This is a genomic window from Cupriavidus sp. 05L411 (assembly GCF_056398045.1).
This window is the reverse complement of record NZ_JBFTOQ010000017.1, coordinates 14,421-36,355: the sequence shown is the minus strand read 5'-3', so window position 1 is coordinate 36,355 and position 21,935 is coordinate 14,421. Positions and strand designations below refer to the sequence as shown.

Here is a 21,935-nt window from a genome sequence, read left to right as displayed (position 1 = left end):
TCCTTTCTGGTGATGCAGGCAGCTCAGGCGGCAGCCTGGTCCTGCAGCAGCGGCGCGCCGAGGAAGTCGCCGAAGGCGCGGTAGAAGCCGGCCTCGTCGTCCCACGGGATCATGTGGCCGGCATCCGCCACGCGCGCAACCTGCACGGCAGGCAGCAAACCGCGAATTTCCTCGATGTCTTCGGCGCGGATCACGTCGCCTCGGCCGGCCACCATCAGCAGCGTGGGAACCCGTACCGACGGCATGTCGGCGTGCACGTCATCGCGGTGGAAGTCCTCGAAGCTCGTGACGATGGCGCGCTCGTCGCAGGTGTGCAGCCACTCGGCGCGCAGGCGCAGTTGCTCATCTGTCCAGGTCGGGCAGAAGCGGCGCATGCCTTCGGCATCGATGCCCTGGCGCGCCAGGCGGATGGAATCCACGTACCACGGCAGCTGCGAAGGATAGGCGCGCCGTCCCGGGCCGGAGACGGGCGGGTCCACCATCACCAGCCGGGTCAGCCCGGCGGGATTGCCGCGCGCGGCGCGAATGCCGATGCGCGCGCCCATGGAATGGCCAACGATGGCGTAGCGCGCCAGGCCGAGCGCGTGCGCAAAGGCGGCCACATCCGCCGCCTGCGCGTCCAGGCCGTAGTCCAGCGCATCGCCGGTCTCGGACAGGCCACGTCCACGCACATCCAGGATATAGGTATCGAAGTGCTTGCCGAACTGCTCGCCGACGAAGCCCCACGTGACCGCCGGGCTGGTGATGCCGGGCACGATCACCACGGCATCGCGCTGCGCGCGCGCGCCGGTGCTGCCGCCGTAGCGCAGGTAATGCTGGCGGATGCCGTTGGCGAACACGTTGCCGCCATGGAGAAACTCGCTCATTGCTGGGCTCCCTTTACCGAATACGTGATCAATAGGCACCCGACAGCAGCGCACCCGCGCCGGGCACGACCGGCTCCAGGTCGAGCTGCTTGAGGATGGCGTAAGTGGTGGCAATGGCGGCCGTGATCACGGGCTTGCCGGTCATGGCTTCCACCTTGGCCACCGCCGGCAGGGACGGCATCTGCACGCAGGCAGACAGCACGATGGCGTCCACATCCTTGGTGTTCATCTGCGCGACGATGCCAGGCAGCCTGGCGGGGTCGTGGCGGCCCACTTCGAGGTTGTCGGGGATTTCCAGCGCGCGCCAGTCCACCACTTCGTAGCCTTCGTTGCGGATGTAGTCCACCACCAGCTCGGTCAGCGGCTTCATGTAAGGCGCAACCACGGCGATGCGCTTGGCGCCGATCACCTTGAGCGCGTCGATCAGCGCGCCGGCGCTGGTGATCACGGGCGCGTCAGCGCCGTTGGCGGCGGTATGGGCCTGCAGGCGCTTTTCAGAGACGCGATGGTAGCCGTGGCCCATCGCCATGATGGCCACCAGGCAGGCATAGCCCAGCACATCGACGCGGGCGTCGCTCAGTTCCAGCGCGCAGCGGTCGGACTCGGCGTCCATGGCCGCCAGTTCTTCCTTGACCACCTTCTTCATGCGCATGCGGCTGGAATGGAAGGTGAAGCGTTCGGGGCGCACCTGCTGGCGCAACGTCAGCATCGCCGGGATCTCGGTTTCCATGGTGGTGTTCGAGCTCGGCACGATCTGGCCGATACGGAAAATTTTCTGCACTGTCGACTCCGTCATCTGTCTGTTCTGTCCACCCGCCCTGGCGCCCGTCCTAGCGGAGAAGCGCCCTGCACGGCCGGACCGGAGCCTTCGCCGGTCTCCGTGTCCTGCGAACGATTGTAGTGTACACACGCTATTTTCACAACAAGGCGTTCGACCGGGCGCGGTGCACGATTTCAGTGCCCGCTTCATGAATGAACCCCTCATACGGTGCTTGATTTCACGGTTTTTTGGCATTAACACGGGGCAGTCACTTTGGCATAAGGGTTTTCCATAGGGATGGCATGCCATTTCTTTACAAGCAAATTTCTCGTGTGTACACTCGATTTACCGATTGGCCAGACGGCCACTTCAGACCCACATCACACCGCCAGGAGAAATATCGTGCAAGGCAAACCACGGATCGCAGTGATTGGCGCCGGACTGGGGGGGACGGTCGCGGCCGCCCTGCTGCAGCGCGCCGGATTCCAAGTCAAGCTGTATGAGCAGGCTCCGGCGTTCTCGCGCCTGGGCGCCGGCATCCACGTCGGGCCCAATGTGATGAAGGTCATGCGCAGGATCGGCCTCGAAGATGCGCTCAACGACATGGGCTGCCACCCGGACTACTGGTACAGCCGCGACTGGCAAAGCGGCGAAGTGATCGCCCAGATCCCGCTTGGGCGTTACGCGCTGTCGCATTACGGCGCCAGCTACCTGACCGTGCACCGTGGCGATTTCCACGCCCTGCTGACCGAGGCGGTGGCGCCCGGCACGCTGCTGTTCGACAAGAAGCTGGCCAGCGTGGAAGACCTGGGCCACGTGGTGCGCCTGCGCTTTGCCGACGGCACCGTGGACGAAGCCGACATCGTGATCGGCGCGGACGGTGTGAACTCCCGCATCCGCGAGACACTGCTGGGCGCCGAGCCGCCCAAGTACACCGGCTACGTGGCGCACCGCGCCGTGTTCCCGATCGCGCGCGTCAAGGGCTTCACCCATGACCGCTGCACCAAGTGGTGGTCAGACGATCGCCATATGATGGTGTACTTCGATACCAGCAAGCTTGACGAGATCTACTACGTCACCGGCGTGCCCGAGCCCACCTGGGACATGACCAAGAGCTGGCTGCCCAGCAGCATCGAGGAAATGCGCGCCGCGTTCGACGGCTGGCACGAAGGCGTGCAATCGCTGATCGAAGGCACCGTGGAAGTGACCAAGTGGCCGCTGCTGGAGCGCGATCCGCTGCCGGTGTGGAGCCGCGGCCGCCTGGTGCTGCTGGGAGACGCCTGCCACCCAATGAAGCCGCATATGGCGCAGGGCGCGGCCATGGCCATCGAAGACGCAGCCATGCTGACCCGCTGCCTGCAGCAAACCGGGCTGTCGGACTTCAGCGCCGCGTTCTCGCTGTACGAAGCCAACCGGGCCGAGCGCGCCGGCAAGGTGCAACTGGTCTCGCATAACAACACCTGGCTGCGCACCAACGAGAACCCGGACTGGTGCTTCGGTTACGATGTGTTCAACGAACCGCTGGTGGAAGCCGGGCGCGTGGCCGCCGCAGCCTGAGCCACGCCCCAGCCAGACCGCCGGGAGCCTTCCGGGGCCCCGGCCCCGAGCGAGTGATGTTCTAAAACGCCCCACAGCCCCCCGATGAACACGCCCCGCCCCCTGTGCCTCCGGGTCAACCGGACTACGTACCAGCTCGATGCCGAGGTCGATCCCGACACGCCACTGCTCTATGTCCTGCGCAATGACCTCGCCTGCAACGGGCCAAAGTACGGCTGCGGGCTGGGCCAGTGCGGCGCATGCACGGTGCTGGTGGACGGGGTGGCGGCGCGCTCCTGCGTGATTCCCGTGAAAGCGGTGGCGCAACGCGCCATCACCACGCTCGACGGGCTGGCCACCGGCGGGCAGCCCGACCCGGTGCAGCAAGCCTTTATCGATGAGCAGGCCGCGCAGTGCGGCTATTGCCTGAACGGCATGATCATGACCGCCAAGGCACTCCTGGCGGAAAACCCCGACCCCAGCGAGGCGCAGATCCGCGAGGCGCTGCGCTTCAACCTTTGCCGCTGCGGCACGCACGTGGAGATCCTGCGCGCGGTGCAACGCGCCGCCGTGCTGCTGCGCCAGGCCGCAGGCCGGGATGGCGCGGCATGAGCGGGCGCGACGACCTCGTCATGGCGCAGGCCGGCCCCGGCGCATGGCAGCCGCCGCCCGAGCGGGAGTGGCTGGCCGGGCACGTCATCCGCCCGCCCGTGCTGGCATGGCAAACAGGCACGCTGCTTAGCGCCCGCCTGATCGACTGCGATGAGACGGCCGCGCGCGCGGTGCCCGGTGTTGCCACGGTACTGCGCCGGGGCGACTTTCTCGGCATCGCTGCCGATACCGCGCCACGGGCGCTGCAAGCCGCCCACGCGCTGCGCGCCCACTGGCAAGCCCCGCCGAAAGCGGCAGCCTCGGGCTTGCCGCTCGCCCGCCGCATCGTTGCCGAACACGGCGACGCCGCGCAGGCCATGGCGGATGCCGCCGGCCGCAGCGCGCAGGACTATCAATGGCCACTCGCCGGCCTGCAAGCCGCCGGCTGCTCCGCGATGGCGGACTGGCGCGACAGCGCGCTGCGCGTGTGGCTGCCCAGCCGTCGCCCCGGCGCGTTGCGGGCCGAACTCGCCGCCCTGCTCGGCATCGGCGAAGACCGCATTACCTTGATCTGCTGGCAGGCCCCGGGCCACGACGAAGATCCCCTGTACGCCCACCACGCCGCCGCCGATGCCGCCCTGCTGGCGCATTCGGCCGGGCGAGTGGTGCGCGTGCGCGTGGAGGCCCATGAACTTGGCGCCATGCAGGCCATGGTCAACACCCACATCGAAAGCGCCTGGACGCGCGATGGCGAAATCGCCGCCTATGCCGTCAACACAGCCGTGGATGCGCGCGGCAGCGCTGCGGTCATGCATGCGCCGCCGCTGGCCCTGTGGCTGACCCGCACGACAGCGCCGGTCACCGAAATAGAGCCGGAAGCATCCGCTGGACGCGACACGCGCGACGATGCCATCCTGCCACCCTACCGCTTTGACAGCCTGAGCGTCGCGCAGGCCGAGCTGCCGGGACAGCCGCGCGTGGAGAGCACGCCAGCGCAGGCAGCACGCGCCCACGTGTTTGCGCATGAGTCGCATCTGGACGAAGTGGCGGCAGCTAGCGCACAGGATCCTGTGGCCTTGCGGCTGCGCCATCTCGACGACACGCGCGGCGCTGACCTCGTGCGCCGGGTCGCGGCGCAGGCCAACTGGCAGCCACGCGGCGAACGCGCGCAAGCGCAACAGAACGTACGGCGCGGACGCGGCTTTGCGTACGCCAGCACCATCGAAGCCGGGCAGGCCGATGGCGGCCAGCCCGTGCACAGCTGGTCGGCCTGGGTGGCGGAAGTCGAAGTGGATGCCACCACCGGCGAGGTCAGCGTCACCGGCGTCACGCTAGGACACGACAGCGATGCGGGCGAACAAGGCGGGGCCAATGCCGTGGCCTTGCAGCAGGAGGCCGCGCGCGCCGCGCAGCAACTCACCGTCGACGGCAGCCGCTTCGATAGCTGGCCCGCCGCCAACCTGCCCGCGGTACACGATGCCAACCTGCCGGCGCTTGCCACCGCGCAATTGCCGGAAGTGCGCGTTGCCGGCGCGCTGCGCCCCGCCAGCGCCACGCTCGGCACGAGCGCGGCAGTCACCCTGCCCGCCGCGCCGGCCGTGGCCAATGCCATCTTCGACGCCACCGGCGTGCGCCTGCGCGAGCCGCCCTTCAGCGGCGAACGCATCCGGCTTGCGCTGGCCGCGCAGGCCAATCCCGAGGGCACACCCAAGCGCGGTGCCGCCCGCAAGCGCAACTGGCTGCTGGCCGGCGCCACCGCCGCGGCCGGCTTGTTTGTCACAGCCATGCCATGGCGCGCGCCCATCGCCCCGGTGGCCCCGCCGGGGGCCGGCTTCTACTCGGCCGCCACCATCGAGCGCGGCCGGCTGGTAGCGGCGGCCGGGGATTGCGCGGTCTGCCATACGGCGCCCAACGGCGCGCGCAATGCGGGCGGGCTGGCGCTGGACACACCATTCGGCACCATCTACAGCACCAACATCACACCCGATGTCGAGACCGGCATCGGCAACTGGTCCTACGCGGCGTTCGAGCGCGCCATGCGCCAGGGCATTCATCGCGATGGCCGGCATCTTTACCCGGCGTTCCCCTACACCGCCTTTGCCAAGACCAGCGATGGCGATCTGCAGGCGCTCTACGCTTACCTGATGGCCGCCGAGCCAGTGCGCGCCAAGGCGCCCGAGACCGCGCTGGCCTTCCCCTACAACCTGCGCCCGCTGATGGCCGGATGGAACCTGCTGTTCCACAGCCCCAAGCCCTTCGAGGCGGATCCGGCCCGCTCGGCGCAGTGGAACCGCGGCGCATACCTGGCCGAAGGGCTGGGCCACTGCAGCGCCTGCCATTCGCCGCGCAACGCGCTGGGCGCCGAGCAAGGCGGGCGGCGCTATCTTGGCGGCGGCGAGGCCGAAGGCTGGGAAGCGCCCGCGCTGGGCAAGCTGTCGCACGCGCCGGTGCCGTGGACGGAGCAATCGCTGTTCTCCTACCTGCGCACCGGCTACGCCCCGCATCATGGCGCGGCGGCCGGGCCGATGGCGCCGGTCATCGAAGAGCTGGCGCTGCTGCCCGAGGATGATGTGCGCGCCATCGCGCACTATGTGGCATCGTTCGGCGACGCGCAGCCCGATGCGGCGGCGGCCAGCGCACAGGCGCAGCAGCTTGAGCAACGCAGCGCCGATGCCGCGCGCACGCTTGGCGGACCCGCCGCGCGCCTGTACCAGAATGCCTGCGCGGTCTGCCACCAGAGCGACCAGGGCATCAGGCAATTCGGCATCAAGCCGTCGCTCGCGCTCAATACCAATCTGCACGGCGACAAGCCGGACAACCTGATCCGCGTGCTGCTGGATGGCATTCCCACGCCGGGGACAAGCGATCTGGGCTATATGCCAGCCTTTGGCGAGAGCCTGGACGACCGTCAGCTGACGCAACTGGTGCACTACCTGCGCAAGCGCTTCGCCCCCGACAAACCCGCCTGGGACAACGTGGACGATACGCTCGCGCGGCTGCGCGCGGCCCCCACTCACCAACCCACTCATTAAGCAGGCACTGAACAATACCGGGCCGGCCTGAAGCCATCCGTCCGCCATTTTTCCGGCAAGCCGCCTTGCCGCAGCCCCCTGCCGCGCATACCCGGTGCATACGCCGCGCGGCAGGGGGAAAACCCCGAGGAGAAAACCACCACCACGCTCTTGCTAGCTTGTTTTATGTAGCTTACGCTGAACGATAATGTAGCAGGCACTACATGAGTGCCGCATGAAGGAAAGCGGTGCCGCCCCTGCACAAGGACGGCGCGTAACACCCCGGCCAGCCCGCCGGAAACCATAAGAAGACAGCCATCCATCACTGAACAGGCCTGGCCCGCTGCTTGCATAGCAAACCGCACAAGCCAGCCGCCCGCAGCGGTGGCAAAGACACACACGGTAGACAACGGTAAACAGTAAAGGAGTGAACATGTCGTATCAGTATCCAGACGGCGCGGCGGGCGTACTACCCGCGGCGGCCGAGCCAGACATCTACCGCAAGGTGACCTGGCGCCTGATCCCGTTCTTCTGCGCCTGCTATCTCGCCGCCTATCTCGACCGCATCAACGTCGGGCTGGCCAAGCTGCAGATGCTGGACGACCTGCACTTCAGCGAGACGATCTACGGGCTGGGCGCGGGCCTGTTCTTCGTGGGCTACATCCTGTTCGAGGTGCCCAGCAACCTGGTGCTGCAAAAGGTGGGCGCGCGCCTCTGGATCGCCCGCATCATGGTGACGTGGGGCTTGCTGTCCGGGGCGACCATGTTCGTCACCACGCCAACGCAGTTCTACGTGCTGCGCTTCTTGCTGGGCGCGGCCGAGGCGGGCTTCCTGCCCGGCGTGCTGCTGTACCTGACCTACTGGTTCCCCACCCACAAGCGCAGCAAGATCATCGCGCTGTTCATGATGGGCCTGCCGCTTGCCAGCATGATCGGCAGCCCGCTGTCCGGCTGGATCATGACCGCTTTTGCCGGCATGCACGGCTGGGCCGGCTGGCAGTGGCTGTTCTTCCTGGAGGCCATCCCCTCGGTGCTGCTGGGCGTGATGGTGTTCATCTACCTGCCCAACGGCATCAAGGACGCCAAGTGGCTGCAGGCTGACGAAAAGCGCACGTTGCAGCGCAACCTGGATACGGACGTGCTGGTGGAAAACAACCACTCGCTCATGGCCGCCTTCACCGATCGCCGCGTGTGGATGCTGGGCCTGATCGACATGTGCCTGCTGATGGGCACGTACTCCATCGGCTTCTGGATGCCCACCATCATCCGCGACTCCGGCGTGGCCAGCCCGCTGCACATCGGCCTGCTCACCGCCATCCCGCACGCCGCGGCGGTGATCGGGATGCTGCTCAACGGCGCCCACTCCGACAAGACGCGCGAGCGCCGCTGGCACATTGTGCTGCCCACCCTGGCCGGCGCCGCCGGCCTGGTCGGCAGCACCTTCGTCACCGGCTCCACCTCCGCCACCTTGGTGATGCTGACGGTGGCCAACGTAGGCATCGTGGCGACCTTCCCGGTGTTCTGGTGCCTGCCATCCACCTTCCTGAGCGGCACCGCGGCCGCCGCTGGCATCGCGCTGGCCTGCTCCATCGCCAACCTGGGCGGGTTCGCGGCCACCTACCTGCTGGGCTGGCTGAAAGACACATTCCACAGCCCCAGCGCCGGCCTGATCCTGTTCGCAGGCTGCCTGGTGGCGAGTTGCTTCCTGGTGCTGGCGATGCCGGCCAAGGTCGTCAACCGGTAGTGTTTGGCCTGGCCGTCCGGCTCCGTGCAATGCGGGCACGGCCGGGCTAAGCGCGAAAGCAAGAGGCTCCCGAGGAATCGGGAGCTTTTTTGTGTATTTTTACGCACTTTTTCACTGAATTCGCTCACAAAAACTGATCATAAATGAGCAGATTCTGAAACGTACTTCCCAATTCCAGAGCCAGTTCCTGGCACTTCATGTGATAGAGTCACTATCAACTTAAATCCGACCCGGCAGGCGAGCCATGAAACTGGAAGACCGAATCAATCGCTCGCTAACGCAGCGCGCTGCGACTGTCATCCTGCGCTCGGAGCTTGCCAAGCTGGGAAGCTCCGCACAGGTTGGCCGCGTGCTAGCCCGTCTTGTGGATGAGGGCAAGCTGGTCCGCGTTAGCAAGGGGGCGTTTGCCAAGACGCGCGTTAACAAGTTCACCGGAAAACCGACGCCCGCCGGCACGCTCGAGGACATAGCTGCCGAGCTGTTCCAAAAGCTTGGCATCGCGATCTCCCCAAGCCAGCTCGCGCAGGACTACAACAGCGGCAGGAGCACCCAGATCCCGATGGGAAGCGTTGTCAACACTGGACGCCGACGCATCAGCCGGCAAATCACGGTAGGCGATCGGACCATCCAATATGAAAGCCATCACCGCTGAGCTCAAGTCCGACATTGAAGACGCTGCCACTGCAGGCCTGCTGAACAACTTACCGCCCGCCGTAGCGGAAAAAGACATCCACATCACCGATGCGCTGATTGCACTCTCCAAAATCCGGATCGCGCACATCGCACATCGGCAAGAGCGCAGGACGGGAGATACGCGCCCGGCTCGGGTAGCGCTGAAGAGCCAGCTTGTCTTTGCCGGCGGCACCTGCCTGTCGAAAGCCCACGGCCTCATCGAACGGATGTCGGAAGACATCGACATCAAGGTTCTGCTGGAAGACGCTCCGGATGGCTATGCGCTGCCCAAAGGTCATTCGACGCGCAAGCGTCTGGGCGACATCCAGACCGAACTGGAGGAGCGCCTGACCCGGGTTGGCTTCGTCTTTACGAAAATCGAAGACAGGAACAACCCACTCTCCAACGACAACCGTCGCTACTACAGGCTTGCGGTTGAGTATGGTCCGCAATTCAAGGATGTCTCCGGCGTCTTGCGTCCAGAGTTGAAAGTCGAACTCATCCATCGTCCGCCCAAGCTCCCGGTCGAAGCGCTCGATATGGGCTACCTGCTGGATCGATTCATTCCCCGCGACACGCCGGTTCGTTTCCAGATGCTTGCGATCTCGGTCGCGGAGACCCTCGCGGAGAAGGTGCTTTCGCTCTTGCGACGCTGCGCCTGGAAGTGGGATGGGCACCAGCGTGGCGACTCCGACCCGGCTCTGGTTCGCCACGTCGATGACGTCTGGCGTATCCACGCGGCACGGCCAGACGCAATCGAGCCGGCTCGTGCTGTCTTTGCCGCGCTCGTGGCGAAAGACGTTGAAGAGTTCAAGGGCCAACATCCCGGGTTCGATACCAAGCCCTACGCCGTCCTGCGCAACGCGCTGGATCGCGCCCGTAGCGACGAAGGCCTGCGCCGAGATTTCTCGCAGCGCCTGCTCCCTCTCCTGTTCGCAAAAGAGAAGCCAGCTTTCGAGACCTGCTTTGCGTCTTTCGCCGCAATCGCAGAGCACTTCCTGACAACGGCAAGTACCACGAGGTCCGGCTAGGGCTCCCCGCCACCGTGCCTTCTCGACAACAAAGATTGAGCCGCGCGCCGCTTATCCGTACCATGCTGCCCATGCAAAGCAGGATCAAGGCAGGATAACGGTATGACTCTCAAGACTCTCGACGGCGCGCTGGCCTTGCTGACCTACTTCACGGTGCGCCAGCCCACCTGGGGCGTGCGCGAGCTGGCCAAGCACAGCGGGGTGCATCACGCGGTGGTGCACCGTGTGCTGGCCACCTTTGCCGCCAACGGTTTCCTGGTGCAGGACGCGGCCAGCGGCAAGTATTCGCTGGGGCTGCGGCTGTTCGAGCTAGGCCAGGTGGTGCGCAAGACGTTCTCGCCCGCCGAGGTGGTGCAGCCCGTGCTGGAAAAACTGGCCGCGCAAAGCGGCGAGACTGTCTTCCTGTCGTGGCTGGACGGTCATGAAGGGCTATGCGTCGGCATGGTCCAGAGCCAGCATCAGCTGCGCTTCTCGATCGAGCTTGGACAGCGCTTTGCGCTGCACGCGGGCGCGCACGCCAAAGCCATCCTGGCCTTCCAGGACGACGCCTTCCGGGCCCGTGTGCTGGAAAACGCCAGGCAGCGCGCCCAGGACCAGCCTACGCTGGCCGCGCCCGATCCCGCCGTCATCGAGCCGCAGCTTGCCGAGATCCGCCAGCAGGGCTGGGCCCACACGCGCGGCGAGGCCGCCGCCAGCGTGGCGGGGCTGGCCCTGCCGCTGTGGTCGCGCGACCAGACCGAGGTGGTTGGCTCGCTGGCCATCGCAGGCCCGCAGCAACGCCTGAATGAGGAGTCGGTCCCGCGCCTGCTGGAAGCCCTGCGCGAAGCCAGCCGCCGGCTGGAAGAGGTGGTGGGTTTCGGGCGCTAGCGCGCCCACAAGGCGCGCGCCACCGCATCGCCCCGGGCGCCACCGCCGAACACAAGCTGGCCGATGGAGAACCCCAGCTCGCGGTAGCTCTCCCACTGCGCTTCATTGAAGAACTGCTCGATCGTGGGTTCCTGCGGAAAGGCCGGATGGCCGGCGCGGTACTGCTGCACATCAACCGGCGCCGAGGCAATCGGGCAGGGCTTGAGCAGCACGATGCGCGATACGGGACGGCGCATGGCGGCGGGCTCCAGCGCTCGGTACACGTTCAACAGCAGCGCACACTTGTTGGCCGTTGCCGGGTTCTGGCGAGCCGCCGGCAGAAAATCCTCCGGCGTGCCGAACACGCTGCCCAGCACGGTATCGCCGGCGGCTGCGGCATCGACCACGATCTCCAGCCCCATGTCGATGCGGGCCAGCCGGATCAGGTTGGCCAGGTCGCCGAACTGGTAGTCCGGGTCCGCTCCGCAATCGCACAGCACGACCAGCCCCACCCCGCGCTCGGGCCGCAGCAGCTCATACACGGCGGTGTTCTCGAAATGCCCGCCGTCCGACAGGTATTGCCAGCCCCGCCGCGTGCCATGAAAGCGCGCGCTCAGTTCGCAGGCCAGGTAGTACTGCGTGCGGAACAGCGTGATCAACCCGCCCAGCCAGGGCGACCCGGGCAGGTCCGCCTGCACGCGGTTGCGGTCTGCGCCGCCGGCGCGCGGCGCGCTGCCGGCATCCAGCGGGTACGACGGCCACCAGGTGCCCAGGCGCAGGTTGGCCAGCCCTAGCAGCAGCGATGTGCCCAGCGTGGTGGAGCGGCCCAGCCCGGTGGAGACCGCCGCGCCCGAGGTCGCGATCCAGTCGCCCAGCGTGCGCGATTGCGAGAGCTCACTGCCGCCCGCCTTGTGCGTTTCCGGAAAATAGCGCTGCCCGTCCACGGTGAAGCGCACGAAGGAATCCTCGGGCACGGTGCGCGAGGCCGTTGCCGGCAGCACGAAGGGGCCTGGCGCCACACAAAGCGGCTTGCCCTTGCGATCGCGCTGCACCAGTTGCTCGGCGGGATCCACGGTGAGGTTGAGCGTGACGTTGATCAGGTGCAGCGGCGCCAGCATGGCGGGATCGTAGTAGGTGTTCAGGCTGAGCGCGTCGCCGTCCGCGGGCTCTGCCACGCTCAGCCTGGCACGCTGGCTGGCATGCTGCTGCGCGGGCGCCGCGCCGCTGCCAGGCATGAAGCGCTTGCCGTTGGAGCCGCCGAGGTAGGCGCGGGTCAGGCGGGCCGAGTAAAACGGCTGCAGCGTCGACAGGTTCAGAAAGCCGGCGAAACGCCCGGCGATCATGGTCAGCCCGAGCGCCAGCACGATCAGCGTGCACAGCACCGGCGTGGTGTAGGCGTTGCCGAAGGTGAACCAGTCGAGCGGCTCGCCGCCATTCCAGCGCACCCACAGCACCAGCCACGACCACAGCACGAAGACCAGCAGCGCCACCACGGCGGCGGCAATGCCCGCCAGCAGCGACACTGGCAGACGCGCGCGCCACGTGCCGCCCTTGCCATTGCCGCCGTTACCGCCATTACCGCCATTGCGGCCCTTGCCATCGACCAGCGCCGCGCCATAGCGGATCAGCCAGACCAGCGCACCCAGCATCCCCGCTGGCCCGAGCGTGCGCCAGGGCTGATGGGAGGCCTGCGTGTAGAGATAGAAGGTGCCCGCCACGGTGTCCGCCACGCCCAGCGCCGCGAGCCACAGCGCAATGCCAATGGCCTGGCTCAGCAGGCGCGTGGCCCGCACCCGGTAGTCCTGCACGGTAGCCGGCGGCACCCGGCACAACACAAAGCAGCAAGCCACGCCCGCCAGCGTCAGCACCGCCATCGCCAGCAGCAGGCACGACAACACCAGCCCCGGGCCGACGTGGTGCAGGACCGCGGCCATGACCAGCATCGCCACGCCAGCCAGCGCAGCCAGGCGCGTGGCGAGGCTGTCAAAGCGCAAGGCCTCCTTGCCATCACCGCCGTGCGGATAGACCAGCCAGTACGCCACGCCCGGCGGCACGGCAAACAGCAGGAGCGCCGCCAGCGGCAGCCACAGCAGCTCGCTCCACCAGATCGCCAGGCCACCCTCGTTGAACACCTGGCGAGCGTCGTGCAGCAGGTCCAGTTCGTGCCGGCCCAGGTCGAGCCAGGTGCCGATGGCGAGATGGCGCAGCAACGCCAGCACCGCCAGCAGCAACAGCAGCGCGCTGCCAATCACGTACTGCATGGCGAACCAGTTGCGTACCACCAGCGAGGCCGCGTAGAGCGAATCGCCAGCGCCGGTCGGCGTCAGATAACGGCCGTTCTCGCGCAGCCACGCCACCGCGGCGCGCCCCGGATCGGGGGCGTAGGACGCCGACGAGCGGATGCGCTCTGGCGGCTCATGCTGCAACGTGCGGTAAGCAAGTGCTGCAGCCTCCGGCGGCGTGGTGCCCGGCTTCAACCTGCCCGGCACAAACAGGCTGCAGAAAAAAGCGCCGATGTAGCCGCCGCCGCTGACGGTGGACAGGTAATCGAACTGGCCGAGCAAGGAGGTGGTGGCTGGCGCGGGGGCGGGGACGATGGCATCCGGTCCGTCGCCTTCCTGGATGGCGTCCGGCGGCGCCTCGTTGGCAACTGCGTGCAGCGCAGGACCGGCCACCGGTGGCGCAGGCGCCTTGGCCAGTGCCTGCATCACGCCCAGGCAGAACGTTGCGCTGCGGATCCCGCCGCCCGAGAGTGCCAGCGCCCAGTTGCTGTCGCCATCGCGCGCGCGCCGGGCAATCCCGAGCTGGCGGCGCCGGCGCGCGATGCGGGCCAGTTCGTCATCCGAAGGCTGCTCTTGAACTGGCATGCGGGGCCCTTTCCTTTGCACATTCCCGCCCAAGTATAGGCGGCGTTGTGGCGTGGCAAAGCACACACGCGTGCACCGTTGCGCGGCAGCATTCCGTGTTTACCCTGATTGTTCGAGTCCATGGCGAGGCCTAGCATTTTACAAATACAGAGACGCTGTCTCTTAAATAGAGACACAAACAACAAGACGCAAAGATCGCATGCTCAAGACCCTCAACGGCGCCCTCGGCCTGCTGACGCATTTCAGCGTGCGCCAGCCGAGCTGGGGCGTGCGCGAACTCGCCAAGCACGCCGGCATTCACCATGCGGTGGTGCATCGCGTACTTGCGACCTTCGCCGCCAACGGCTTCCTGGTGCAGGACGCGGCCGGCCGCTATGGCCTGGGCCTGCGCTGGCTGGAACTGGGGCAGGCCACGCGCAAGGCTTTCTCGCCCAGCGAAGTCGTGCAGCCCGCGCTGGAGGCGCTGGCCGCGCAGAGCGGCGAGACCGTCTTTCTGTCGTGGCGTGAGGGCTTTGAGGGCTTGTGCACGGACATTGCACAGAGCCCGCACCAGCTGCGCTTTTCCATCGAAGTGGGCCAGCGCTTTCCGCTGTTTGCCGGCGCGCATGCCAAGGCCATCCTGGCCTTCCAGGACGAGGCCCTGCGCCTGCAGGTGTACCGCGCGGGCGGCTTGCAGGACGCGGCGGTGGATGCACTGGAGGCACAGCTCACCCGCATCCGCGCCGACGGCTGGGCGCATACCCGTGAAGAAGCCGCCGCCGCGGTGGCCGGGGTGGCGGTGCCGCTGTGGTCGCGCGACAGGCGCGCGGTGGTGGGCTCGCTGGGCATCGCCGGGCCGCTGCAAAGACTGGACATACAGGCCGTTCCCCGCCTGCTGGACGCGATGCGCCGGGCCAAGGGGCCAATCGAGGAGGTTGCCGGCTTCATCCGCTAAAAAAACGTGCGGAGAACACTGGCAGGACAGATGATGAAAGGTAGAACCATGGAAGCCCCGGCAGCAATGAACCCACCCCTGGCGGCCAAGCCCGCCACGCGCGCGCGCATCACCGAACCTTTCCTGCTGCTGGTATCGGTGGGGCTGTCGGTCTTCGGCGCGATGATCGGCATGCAGCTGATCGTCTCGCTCGGCATCTCGGCCAATACATCGATCATCGGCGCGCTGATCGCCATTGTGTTCTCGCGCATCCCGCTGGAGATCACGCGGCGCTTTCGCGTGCTGGAGCGCCAGAACCTGGTGCAGACGGCGATTTCCTCGGCCACCTTCGGCGCGGCCAATTCCCTGATGATCCCGCTCGGCGTGCCCTACGCCATGGGCATGCCGGAGCTGGCCACGCCCATGCTGATCGGCGCGGTGATCGCCATGTTTGTCGACGGCGCCATGCTGTACTTCCTGTTCGGCAGCAAGATCTTCCCGGCGACCGGCACCTGGCCGGCCGGCATCGCCACCGCTGAGGCGATCTGGGCTGGCGACCGTGGCGGGCGCAAAGCGGCCTTTCTCGGCCTGGGCATCGCGGTGGGCGTGGGCGGAGCCTGGCTGGGCATCCCGATGTCGGCCTTTGGCGCTGCGTTCCTCGGCAACCTGGCCGCGCTGACCATGTTTGGCCTGGGGCTGCTGACGCGCGGTTATTCGGTGCCGCTACTCGGCATCGACATTGCCAAGGCCTATATCCCGCACGGCCTGATGATCGGCGCCGGGCTGGTGGCGCTGTTCCAGGTGGCACGCGAGATCCACAAGTCGCGCAACGCCCCGGCCGCCGACGCGCGCACCATCGAAGTCCCGGCCGCGCGCGCCAGCCGCATTCTCCCGGGCGGCTTCCTGGTCTACCTGGCCATCGCGCTGCTGATCTCGGTGCTGGCCGGCCATGTCTCCGACATGTCGCTCGGCATGCTGGTGGCATTCGTGCTCTACGCCGCGTTTGCCGCCTATGTGCACGAGCTCATCGTGGGCATCGCGGCCATGCACTCGGGCTGGTTCCCGGCCTTCGCGGTGGCGCTGATCACGCTGACCATCGGCATCCTGATCGGCTTCCCGCCGACGGCACTGGCAGTGCTGGTGGGCTTCTCCGCGGCCACCGGCCCGGCCTTTGCCGACATGGGCTACGACCTCAAGACCGGCTACCTGCTGCGTGGCGAAGGCCGCGACATGGAGGCGGAGCTGGCCGGGCGCAAGCAACAATTCTTCGCCGCGATGATCGGCTTTGCCGTGGCGGCCGTGGTGGTGCTGGTGTTCCACGGCACCTTCTTCTCGCAGGGCCTGCTGCCGCCGGTGGACCGCGTCTATGCCGCATCGATCAAGGCCGGCTCGTCCGCCGAGATTGCGCGCAACCTGGTGATCTGGGCCATTCCGGGCGCGCTGTTGCAGTGGCTGGGCGGCTCCAGGCGCCAGCTTGGCATCCTGCTGTCCACCGGCATGCTGATCGCCTCGCCGCTGGCCGGCTGGGCCGTACTCGCAGGGCTGCTGATCCGCTTCGTGCTGCTGCGCCTGCGTGGCGAGCGCGATATCGCGGAGATAAGCGCCTTCGCCGGCGGCGTGATCGCGGGCGACGCGCTGTTCAGCTTCTTCGGCTCGGTCACCAAGCTGCGCAAGTAAGCCTTGCCGAAGCACCTTCTTTCCCGCATCACCCAGAGACGTTTCATGGACATCCAAGCAATCCGCGCCGACACCCCGCTGACGGCCTCCACCATCTATCTCGATACCGCGGCGGCCTCGTTGCCGCCGGACGCCGTGCTCGACGCGGTGCGCGCGTACCTGCTCGATACCGGCCACGTTGGCATCTACCTGCCGGCCTTCCGCAAGGCCACCTATGCCCGCGTGGAGGCCGTGCGCGCACAACTCGCCGGCCTGCTGGGCGCGGCCGCCGACGAGATCGCCTTCACCAAGAATGCTACCGAGAGCATCTCCATCGTGGCGCGCGGCATCGCCTGGCAAGCGGGCGATGAAGTGCTGGTGGCCGACACGGAAATGCTCAGCAACCTGCTGCCGTGGAAGCGCCTGGAGCAAACCCACGGCATCGTGGTGAAGATGGTCGCGGCCGATGCGCAAGGTCTGCTGAGCCCCGACAGCTTCACCRCCGCCGTCACGCCGCGCACGCGCCTGCTGACGTTCTCGCACCTGCCCAATTCCACCGGCGCGGTGCAGCCGGCCGCCGCCATTTGCGCGGTGGCACGCGCGCATGGCGTGCTGTCGTTGGTCAATGCCGCGCAAAGCGTGGGCATGCTGCGCGCCGACGTGCAGGCGCTGGATTGCGATTTCCTGGCCGGTTGCGGGCGCAAGGCGCTGCGCGCCACCGAAGGATCGGGGTTTCTCTATGTGCGCCGCGCGTTGATCGAGACCATCGAGCCCGCGCTGGTGGGCTGGTGGAACGGCAGCTATGACCGCGCCACCGGCGCGCTGTCGCTGGTGCCGGGCGCACGCCGGTTTGAAGCCGGCTGCCCGATCGTGCCGGCCATCCTCGGCCTGGGCACCGCCATCGGCTATGCCGAGCACATCGGCATCGACGCCATCGAAGCACGCGTGCGCGATCTCACCGCCTACGCCGTGGAAAAGCTCTCCGCCGTCGCCGGCTTCGAACTCTACGGCCCATCCAATGCCGCCGACCGCATCGGCATCGTGCCCTTCAATGTGCGCGGCGTGGACCCGGCCAAGATCGTAGCCGCGCTGGAGCAGCAGCAGTGCATCATCGAAGCCGGCAACTTCATGGCCGATGCCATCCTGGCGCGCTACGGCGTGTCCACCATGGCACGCGTCTCGCTGCATTACTTCAATACCCATGAGGAAATCGACCGCGTGGCCGAACTGATCGCCGCCGCCGTGGCCTGAGCCTGACATCACGACTGAACTACCGGAACCCGACATGAACCAACGCATCTTGCTGATGAGCAGCTCCCGCAAGGACAACCTCGGCTACCTCGAACACGCTGACGCGCAGATCCATGCCCTGCTCAGGCACGAGCCACGCAAGGTCCTGTTCATCCCCTTCGCCGGCGTGAGCTTCAGCTTCGATACCTATGAAGGCATGGTCAAGCCGGTGTTCGAGCGCCTGGGCTACACGCTGGCGTCCATCCACCACAGCGCCGACCCGCGCCGCGCGGTGGACGAGGCCGAAGCCATCGCGGTTGGCGGCGGCAACACGTTCGCGCTGCTCAAGCGCCTGTACGACGCCGATCTCGTCGACGCGATCCGCGCCAAGGTACAGGCCGGCACGCCGTACGTGGGCTGGAGCGCCGGCAGCAACGTGGCCTGCCCGACCATCCGCACCACCAACGACATGCCCATCGTGCAGCCACCCTCGCTGCGCGCGCTGCGCCTGGTGCCGTTCCAGATCAACCCGCACTTCATCAGCGGCAAGCCCGCCGGCCATAACGGCGAAAGCCGCGAAGAGCGCCTGGCGGAGTTCCTGCACATCAACGCGCCGGAGCAGGTCTTCGCGCTGCCGGAGGGCTCCGCGCTGTTCTCCGACGGCAGCAACGGCACGGTGCTGGGCGAGCGCCACGCGCTGCACTTCACGGCCGAGGGACAGGTACAGACGCTGCGCGAGGGCGAGACCTTCCCTTTGTCGCGTATCACCGGGCCGGCCGGCATGGACGGCTGGCAAGACTTCCGGGCCTGATTTCCGGGCCTGAATCCGGGACTGAATCCGGGACCTGATTCCAGGCGCCTCGCGGCGCCAAACCACCCATGCCACACCCCGACGCAGGGCGAAAGACCCCTGCGCGGGCCCCCTATTACCCTTGGAGGAGGAAACACCATGACTAACAAGCACTGGCTTGGCGCGCTCGCATTGAGCCTGCCCGCCGCCGCAATGGCGCAGAGCGGCGTCACGCTGTACGGCGTAATGGACACCGCGCTCACCTACCAGACCCATTCGGACCCCAACGGCAGCGCGCTGGCTGGCCTGCAACAGGGTGGCGAGGGCTTTCTGTCCGGCAGCCGCTTCGGCCTGAAGGGCAGCGAAGACCTGGGCGGCGATCTGTCAGCGGGCTTCGTGCTGGAAAACGGCCTGCTGGCGGACACCGGCAAGCTCGACCAGCAGGGCCAGCTGTTCGGGCGCCAGGCCTATGTGAAGATCGGCAGCAAGCGCTACGGCGAAGTGGCGCTGGGCCGGCAGTACACCACGGCCAACACCATGCTGTACTACGTGGACCCGCTCGGCGTGGGCGCCGCGCCGTCCAATGCGTGGATGGTCTTCCTGACCGGCCAGCGCTATGACAACGCGATCAGCTACACCGGCAACTACGGCCCGGTGGCGCTGATTGCCGAGTACGCGCTGGGCGAGACCGCCGGCAAGGGCTCCGCGATGTCGTCGGTCTCGCTGGGCGTGAAGTACGCCTCGGGCCCGCTCGTGGCCGTGGGCAACTTCCAGCAAACCCGCGACAGCATGAGCCGCGCCGCGCGCATCTACCTGGCCGGGCTGAAGGCCTCGGTCGGCCGCGCGAGCCTGTTCGCCAACTATATCTACAGCGACCGCGACGCTGGTTTCGATTCGTCCAAGGGCGGCACCGATACCGCCACCATCACCAGCATGTCGACCGCCGCCACGGCCACTAACCGCGCCGCGTTCAACTCGGTGTTCGGCAGCAGCCGGCGCGACGACTTTTTCACCGTGGGTGCCAACTACACGGTCACCCCCGCCGTCACGCTGACCGCCAGTGTGATGCACGACCGCACCCGCGCCGACGCCTTCAGCGGCAACCGCACCACGGCCTACGGCGTGGCGGACTACGCCTTGAGCAAGCGCACCGACCTCTACCTGGCGCTGGCGTATGACTGGGTACATGGCGACTGGTCCGGCCTGTTCGGCAACGCAACGACCAACTGGACCGGCGACAGCGGCAAGAAGCTGGACGGCCGCAACAACCAGACCACCGTGATGCTAGGCATGCGCCATTTGTTTTGAAGGTACGGCAGGCCAACGCGGATTGGAATGACGGCGGCATATCCGGCGCCCGCCCTCTCCCCCAGCTGCAAGATCAACCAACTGTGGTAGCCGTGTTTCCCGCCCCTTCGGGCGGGAAACACCCAAGCGCGATGCGAAGCGAGCCGTCAAGGTGTGCCCTGGCCGTATGGGGCGCCTTCTTTGCCTACTTTCTTGGCAAGACAAGAAAGTAGGTCACCGCCCCGCAGGGGTGGTGAAACTGCCTTTGACTCTAAGTCTTTGACTCAAAGCCTTTGACCTTAGGCCTTTGAAGTTGACTTCAACCCAACCCATTCAAGGAGACCCCCATGACCCTGCAACAAACCCTGGTCATCCACGAAGCCCTGGACAGCCCCAACGCCAACGGCGCAGTTGTCCGCGAACTGTTCGGTGCCTACACCACCGCCGGCGTAACGGTAGACGTCGTCACCATCAACAACGCCCCGCCGGAACCCACCACAAACACCACCGACTTCATCACCATCGTCATCCCCGGCACCCAAGGCAAGCGCGGCGGCGGCAAAGCCCCCACGCTAGGCGTGATCGGCCGCAATGGCGCCATCGGCGCGCGCCCGGAGCTGGTAGGCTTGGTGTCCGACGCGGACGGCCCGATCGGCAGCCTGGCCGTGGCGCTCAAGCTGGCGCAGATGAAGCACAAGGGCGACCACCTGGCCGGCGACGTCATCGTGACCACGCACTTGTCCACCAACGTGTCGATGCAGCCGCACGATCCGGTGCCCTTCATGGGCATGCCGGTGTCGTCCGACACCATGAACCAGTACCAGGTGCTGCCGGAAATGGATGCGATCCTGTCGCTCGATGCCTCCAAGGGCAACAGCATCATCAAGCACCGCGGCTTTGCGATCTCGCCCACCGCCATGCAGGGCTATATCCTGCGCGTGAGCCCGGACCTGGTGGCGACGATGGAATCCACCACCGGTTGCCCGGCAGTGACCTTCCCGATCTCGCAGCAGGACATCACGCCCTATCACAACGGCCTGTACCACTTCAACAGCATCATGCAGCCGCATGTGGCCACCGCCGCTCCGGTGGTAGGCGTGGCGCTGACCGCGCAGTCGGTGGTCTCGGGCAGCGCCACCAGCGCCAACCACGAGATCGACATTGCCGAAGCGGTGCGCTTCTGCGTGGAAGTGGCCAAGCGCTTCGGCGCTGGCAAGTGCCAGTTCTTCAACGTGGTGGAATGGGGCAAGATCCGCGCGATCTATCCCGACATGACAGGATTCCAGCGCGCCGGCGCGGCGCACTGAAACCAGGCGCAGCGGTGCCCGGACGTGCGGCAAGCCACACGCGGGCATTTTCAGCGGGCGCGCTTCGGTGTATGGTTGCGCTCCTGACGCAGTCGCCGCCTTAGCGGCTATTCTTGCAACATGCTCCACCTGAACGACACCGACAGCCCCGCGCTGTCCCGCTGCCTGTCCGCCCTCGCCGCCTGCGCCGCGCTAGCCGCGCTGCCTGGCTGCGAACGCAATGAACCGGCTCCGGCCACCTCCGCCACRTCCCCATCCGCCGCTGCCGCATCGGATGCGCAGGCGGCGCGCGCCGACGACGCGGCCCAGCCGGACGACGGGCCCAGCTTTGYGCCCGCGCCGCTGGCCCGCCCGCTGGTCGCSCTGCGCGGGCTGACCAGCATGGCGGACGTGCAGGCGGCGTGGGGCAAGCCGCCGGACATCACGCCCAACCAGGATGAATGCGGCACGGCGCTCGACGAAGAGCACCTGATGGACTACCACTACCCCGATGCGCTGATCGAAGTGGGCCGCAGCGGCGACGCCGTGATCCGCGCGCTGCACGGCATCCCGGCCGGGCTGACGCTCAAGCTGGAAAGCCAGGACGTTACCGCGGCCTCCACGCTGACGCAGCTCAACACGGCCCTGCGCAAGAACCCGCGCTGGAAGCTGGCGGAGGCACCGGGCAAGGTACGCAGCCCGTCCGACCGCGACGAGGGCGACCCGCTCGAGCAGCTCGCCTACACCACGCTCTACACGCTGGACGGCGACGGCGACCAGTACCGCCTGTACTTCCTCGGCGACCGGCTGGTGGGCTACGCCTACTGGGTTGGCTGCTGACCCCGCGCT

17 protein-coding genes are annotated in these 21,935 nt (G+C 67.1%); 14 read left to right on the top strand and 3 right to left on the bottom strand.

Annotation, left to right across the window (positions count from 1 at the left end):
• Nucleotides 1-23: 23 nt before the first annotated feature.
• Nucleotides 24-866, bottom strand: a complete 843-nt coding sequence (locus tag AC1DQR_RS20750) for an alpha/beta fold hydrolase (protein ID WP_416051190.1) — start codon at nt 864-866, stop codon at nt 24-26.
• A 28-nt stretch (nt 867-894) separates the two neighbouring features.
• Nucleotides 895-1,647 (bottom strand): maleate cis-trans isomerase family protein, encoded by a 753-nt coding sequence (locus tag AC1DQR_RS20745; RefSeq protein ID WP_043352885.1) that lies wholly within the window; start codon nt 1,645-1,647, stop codon nt 895-897.
• Nucleotides 1,648-2,028: 381 nt separating this feature from the next.
• On the opposite strand from AC1DQR_RS20745, the gene AC1DQR_RS20740 reads away from it, so the two are divergent.
• The 7 genes from AC1DQR_RS20740 to AC1DQR_RS20710 all read left to right on the top strand — a co-directional run bounded on the left by AC1DQR_RS20740 (nt 2,029) and on the right by AC1DQR_RS20710 (nt 11,078).
• Complete coding sequence (locus AC1DQR_RS20740) at nt 2,029-3,183, top strand: FAD-dependent monooxygenase (RefSeq protein ID WP_416051191.1); 1,155 nt, start codon at nt 2,029-2,031, stop codon at nt 3,181-3,183.
• A gap of 84 nt (nt 3,184-3,267) precedes the next feature.
• Nucleotides 3,268-3,774 carry a (2Fe-2S)-binding protein gene (locus tag AC1DQR_RS20735; RefSeq protein ID WP_174423434.1) on the top strand — a complete coding sequence of 169 codons (507 nt, stop codon included), beginning with the start codon at nt 3,268-3,270 and terminating at the stop codon, nt 3,772-3,774.
• Entirely contained in the window at nt 3,771-6,785 is a 3,015-nt protein-coding gene (locus tag AC1DQR_RS20730; RefSeq protein ID WP_477133717.1) for a c-type cytochrome, read from the top strand. Before AC1DQR_RS20735 ends, AC1DQR_RS20730 begins: the two co-directional genes overlap by 4 nt.
• 412 nt (nt 6,786-7,197) lie before the next feature.
• Entirely contained in the window at nt 7,198-8,508 is a 1,311-nt protein-coding gene (locus tag AC1DQR_RS20725) for an MFS transporter (protein ID WP_477133716.1), read from the top strand.
• A gap of 244 nt (nt 8,509-8,752) precedes the next feature.
• Entirely contained in the window at nt 8,753-9,160 is a 408-nt protein-coding gene (locus AC1DQR_RS20720) for a DUF6088 family protein (protein ID WP_183034867.1), read from the top strand.
• Nucleotides 9,141-10,211: a nucleotidyl transferase AbiEii/AbiGii toxin family protein gene (locus tag AC1DQR_RS20715; protein ID WP_477133715.1), complete on the top strand. Its 1,071-nt coding sequence runs from the start codon at nt 9,141-9,143 to the stop codon at nt 10,209-10,211. The genes AC1DQR_RS20720 and AC1DQR_RS20715 overlap by 20 nt, the downstream gene beginning before the upstream one ends.
• A gap of 102 nt (nt 10,212-10,313) precedes the next feature.
• On the top strand, nt 10,314-11,078 hold the full coding sequence (locus AC1DQR_RS20710) for an IclR family transcriptional regulator (protein ID WP_174423430.1): 765 nt from the start codon (nt 10,314-10,316) through the stop codon (nt 11,076-11,078).
• Here the strand turns inward: AC1DQR_RS20710 and AC1DQR_RS20705 are convergent.
• Nucleotides 11,075-13,924 carry a hypothetical protein gene (locus tag AC1DQR_RS20705; protein ID WP_477133714.1) on the bottom strand — a complete coding sequence of 950 codons (2,850 nt, stop codon included), beginning with the start codon at nt 13,922-13,924 and terminating at the stop codon, nt 11,075-11,077. The genes AC1DQR_RS20710 and AC1DQR_RS20705 overlap by 4 nt on opposite strands.
• Before the next feature lie 199 nt (nt 13,925-14,123).
• Here AC1DQR_RS20705 and AC1DQR_RS20700 point away from each other — a divergent pair, with 199 nt between their 5' ends.
• The 7 genes from AC1DQR_RS20700 to AC1DQR_RS20670 all read left to right on the top strand — a co-directional run bounded on the left by AC1DQR_RS20700 (nt 14,124) and on the right by AC1DQR_RS20670 (nt 21,926).
• The gene (locus tag AC1DQR_RS20700; RefSeq protein WP_416051196.1) at nt 14,124-14,858 is read left to right on the top strand and encodes an IclR family transcriptional regulator; all 735 of its coding nucleotides are present in this window, start codon (nt 14,124-14,126) and stop codon (nt 14,856-14,858) included.
• Nucleotides 14,859-14,924: 66 nt separating this feature from the next.
• Nucleotides 14,925-16,514 (top strand): OPT/YSL family transporter, encoded by a 1,590-nt coding sequence (locus AC1DQR_RS20695; protein ID WP_477133713.1) that lies wholly within the window; start codon nt 14,925-14,927, stop codon nt 16,512-16,514.
• Nucleotides 16,515-16,559: 45 nt separating this feature from the next.
• Nucleotides 16,560-17,744, top strand: coding sequence for an aminotransferase class V-fold PLP-dependent enzyme (locus AC1DQR_RS20690; RefSeq protein ID WP_477133712.1), 1,185 nt, complete (start codon nt 16,560-16,562; stop codon nt 17,742-17,744).
• 34 nt (nt 17,745-17,778) lie between these two features.
• The gene (gene pepE, locus AC1DQR_RS20685) at nt 17,779-18,534 is read left to right on the top strand and encodes a dipeptidase PepE (RefSeq protein ID WP_416051199.1); all 756 of its coding nucleotides are present in this window, start codon (nt 17,779-17,781) and stop codon (nt 18,532-18,534) included.
• Between the two features lie 138 nt (nt 18,535-18,672).
• Entirely contained in the window at nt 18,673-19,821 is a 1,149-nt protein-coding gene (locus AC1DQR_RS20680; protein ID WP_477133711.1) for a porin, read from the top strand.
• A 326-nt stretch (nt 19,822-20,147) separates the two neighbouring features.
• Nucleotides 20,148-21,107 carry a DUF1177 domain-containing protein gene (locus AC1DQR_RS20675; RefSeq protein ID WP_477133710.1) on the top strand — a complete coding sequence of 320 codons (960 nt, stop codon included), beginning with the start codon at nt 20,148-20,150 and terminating at the stop codon, nt 21,105-21,107.
• Nucleotides 21,108-21,227: 120 nt separating this feature from the next.
• Nucleotides 21,228-21,926, top strand: coding sequence for a hypothetical protein (locus AC1DQR_RS20670; RefSeq protein ID WP_477133709.1), 699 nt, complete (start codon nt 21,228-21,230; stop codon nt 21,924-21,926).
• The last annotated feature ends 9 nt before the right edge of the window (nt 21,927-21,935 follow it).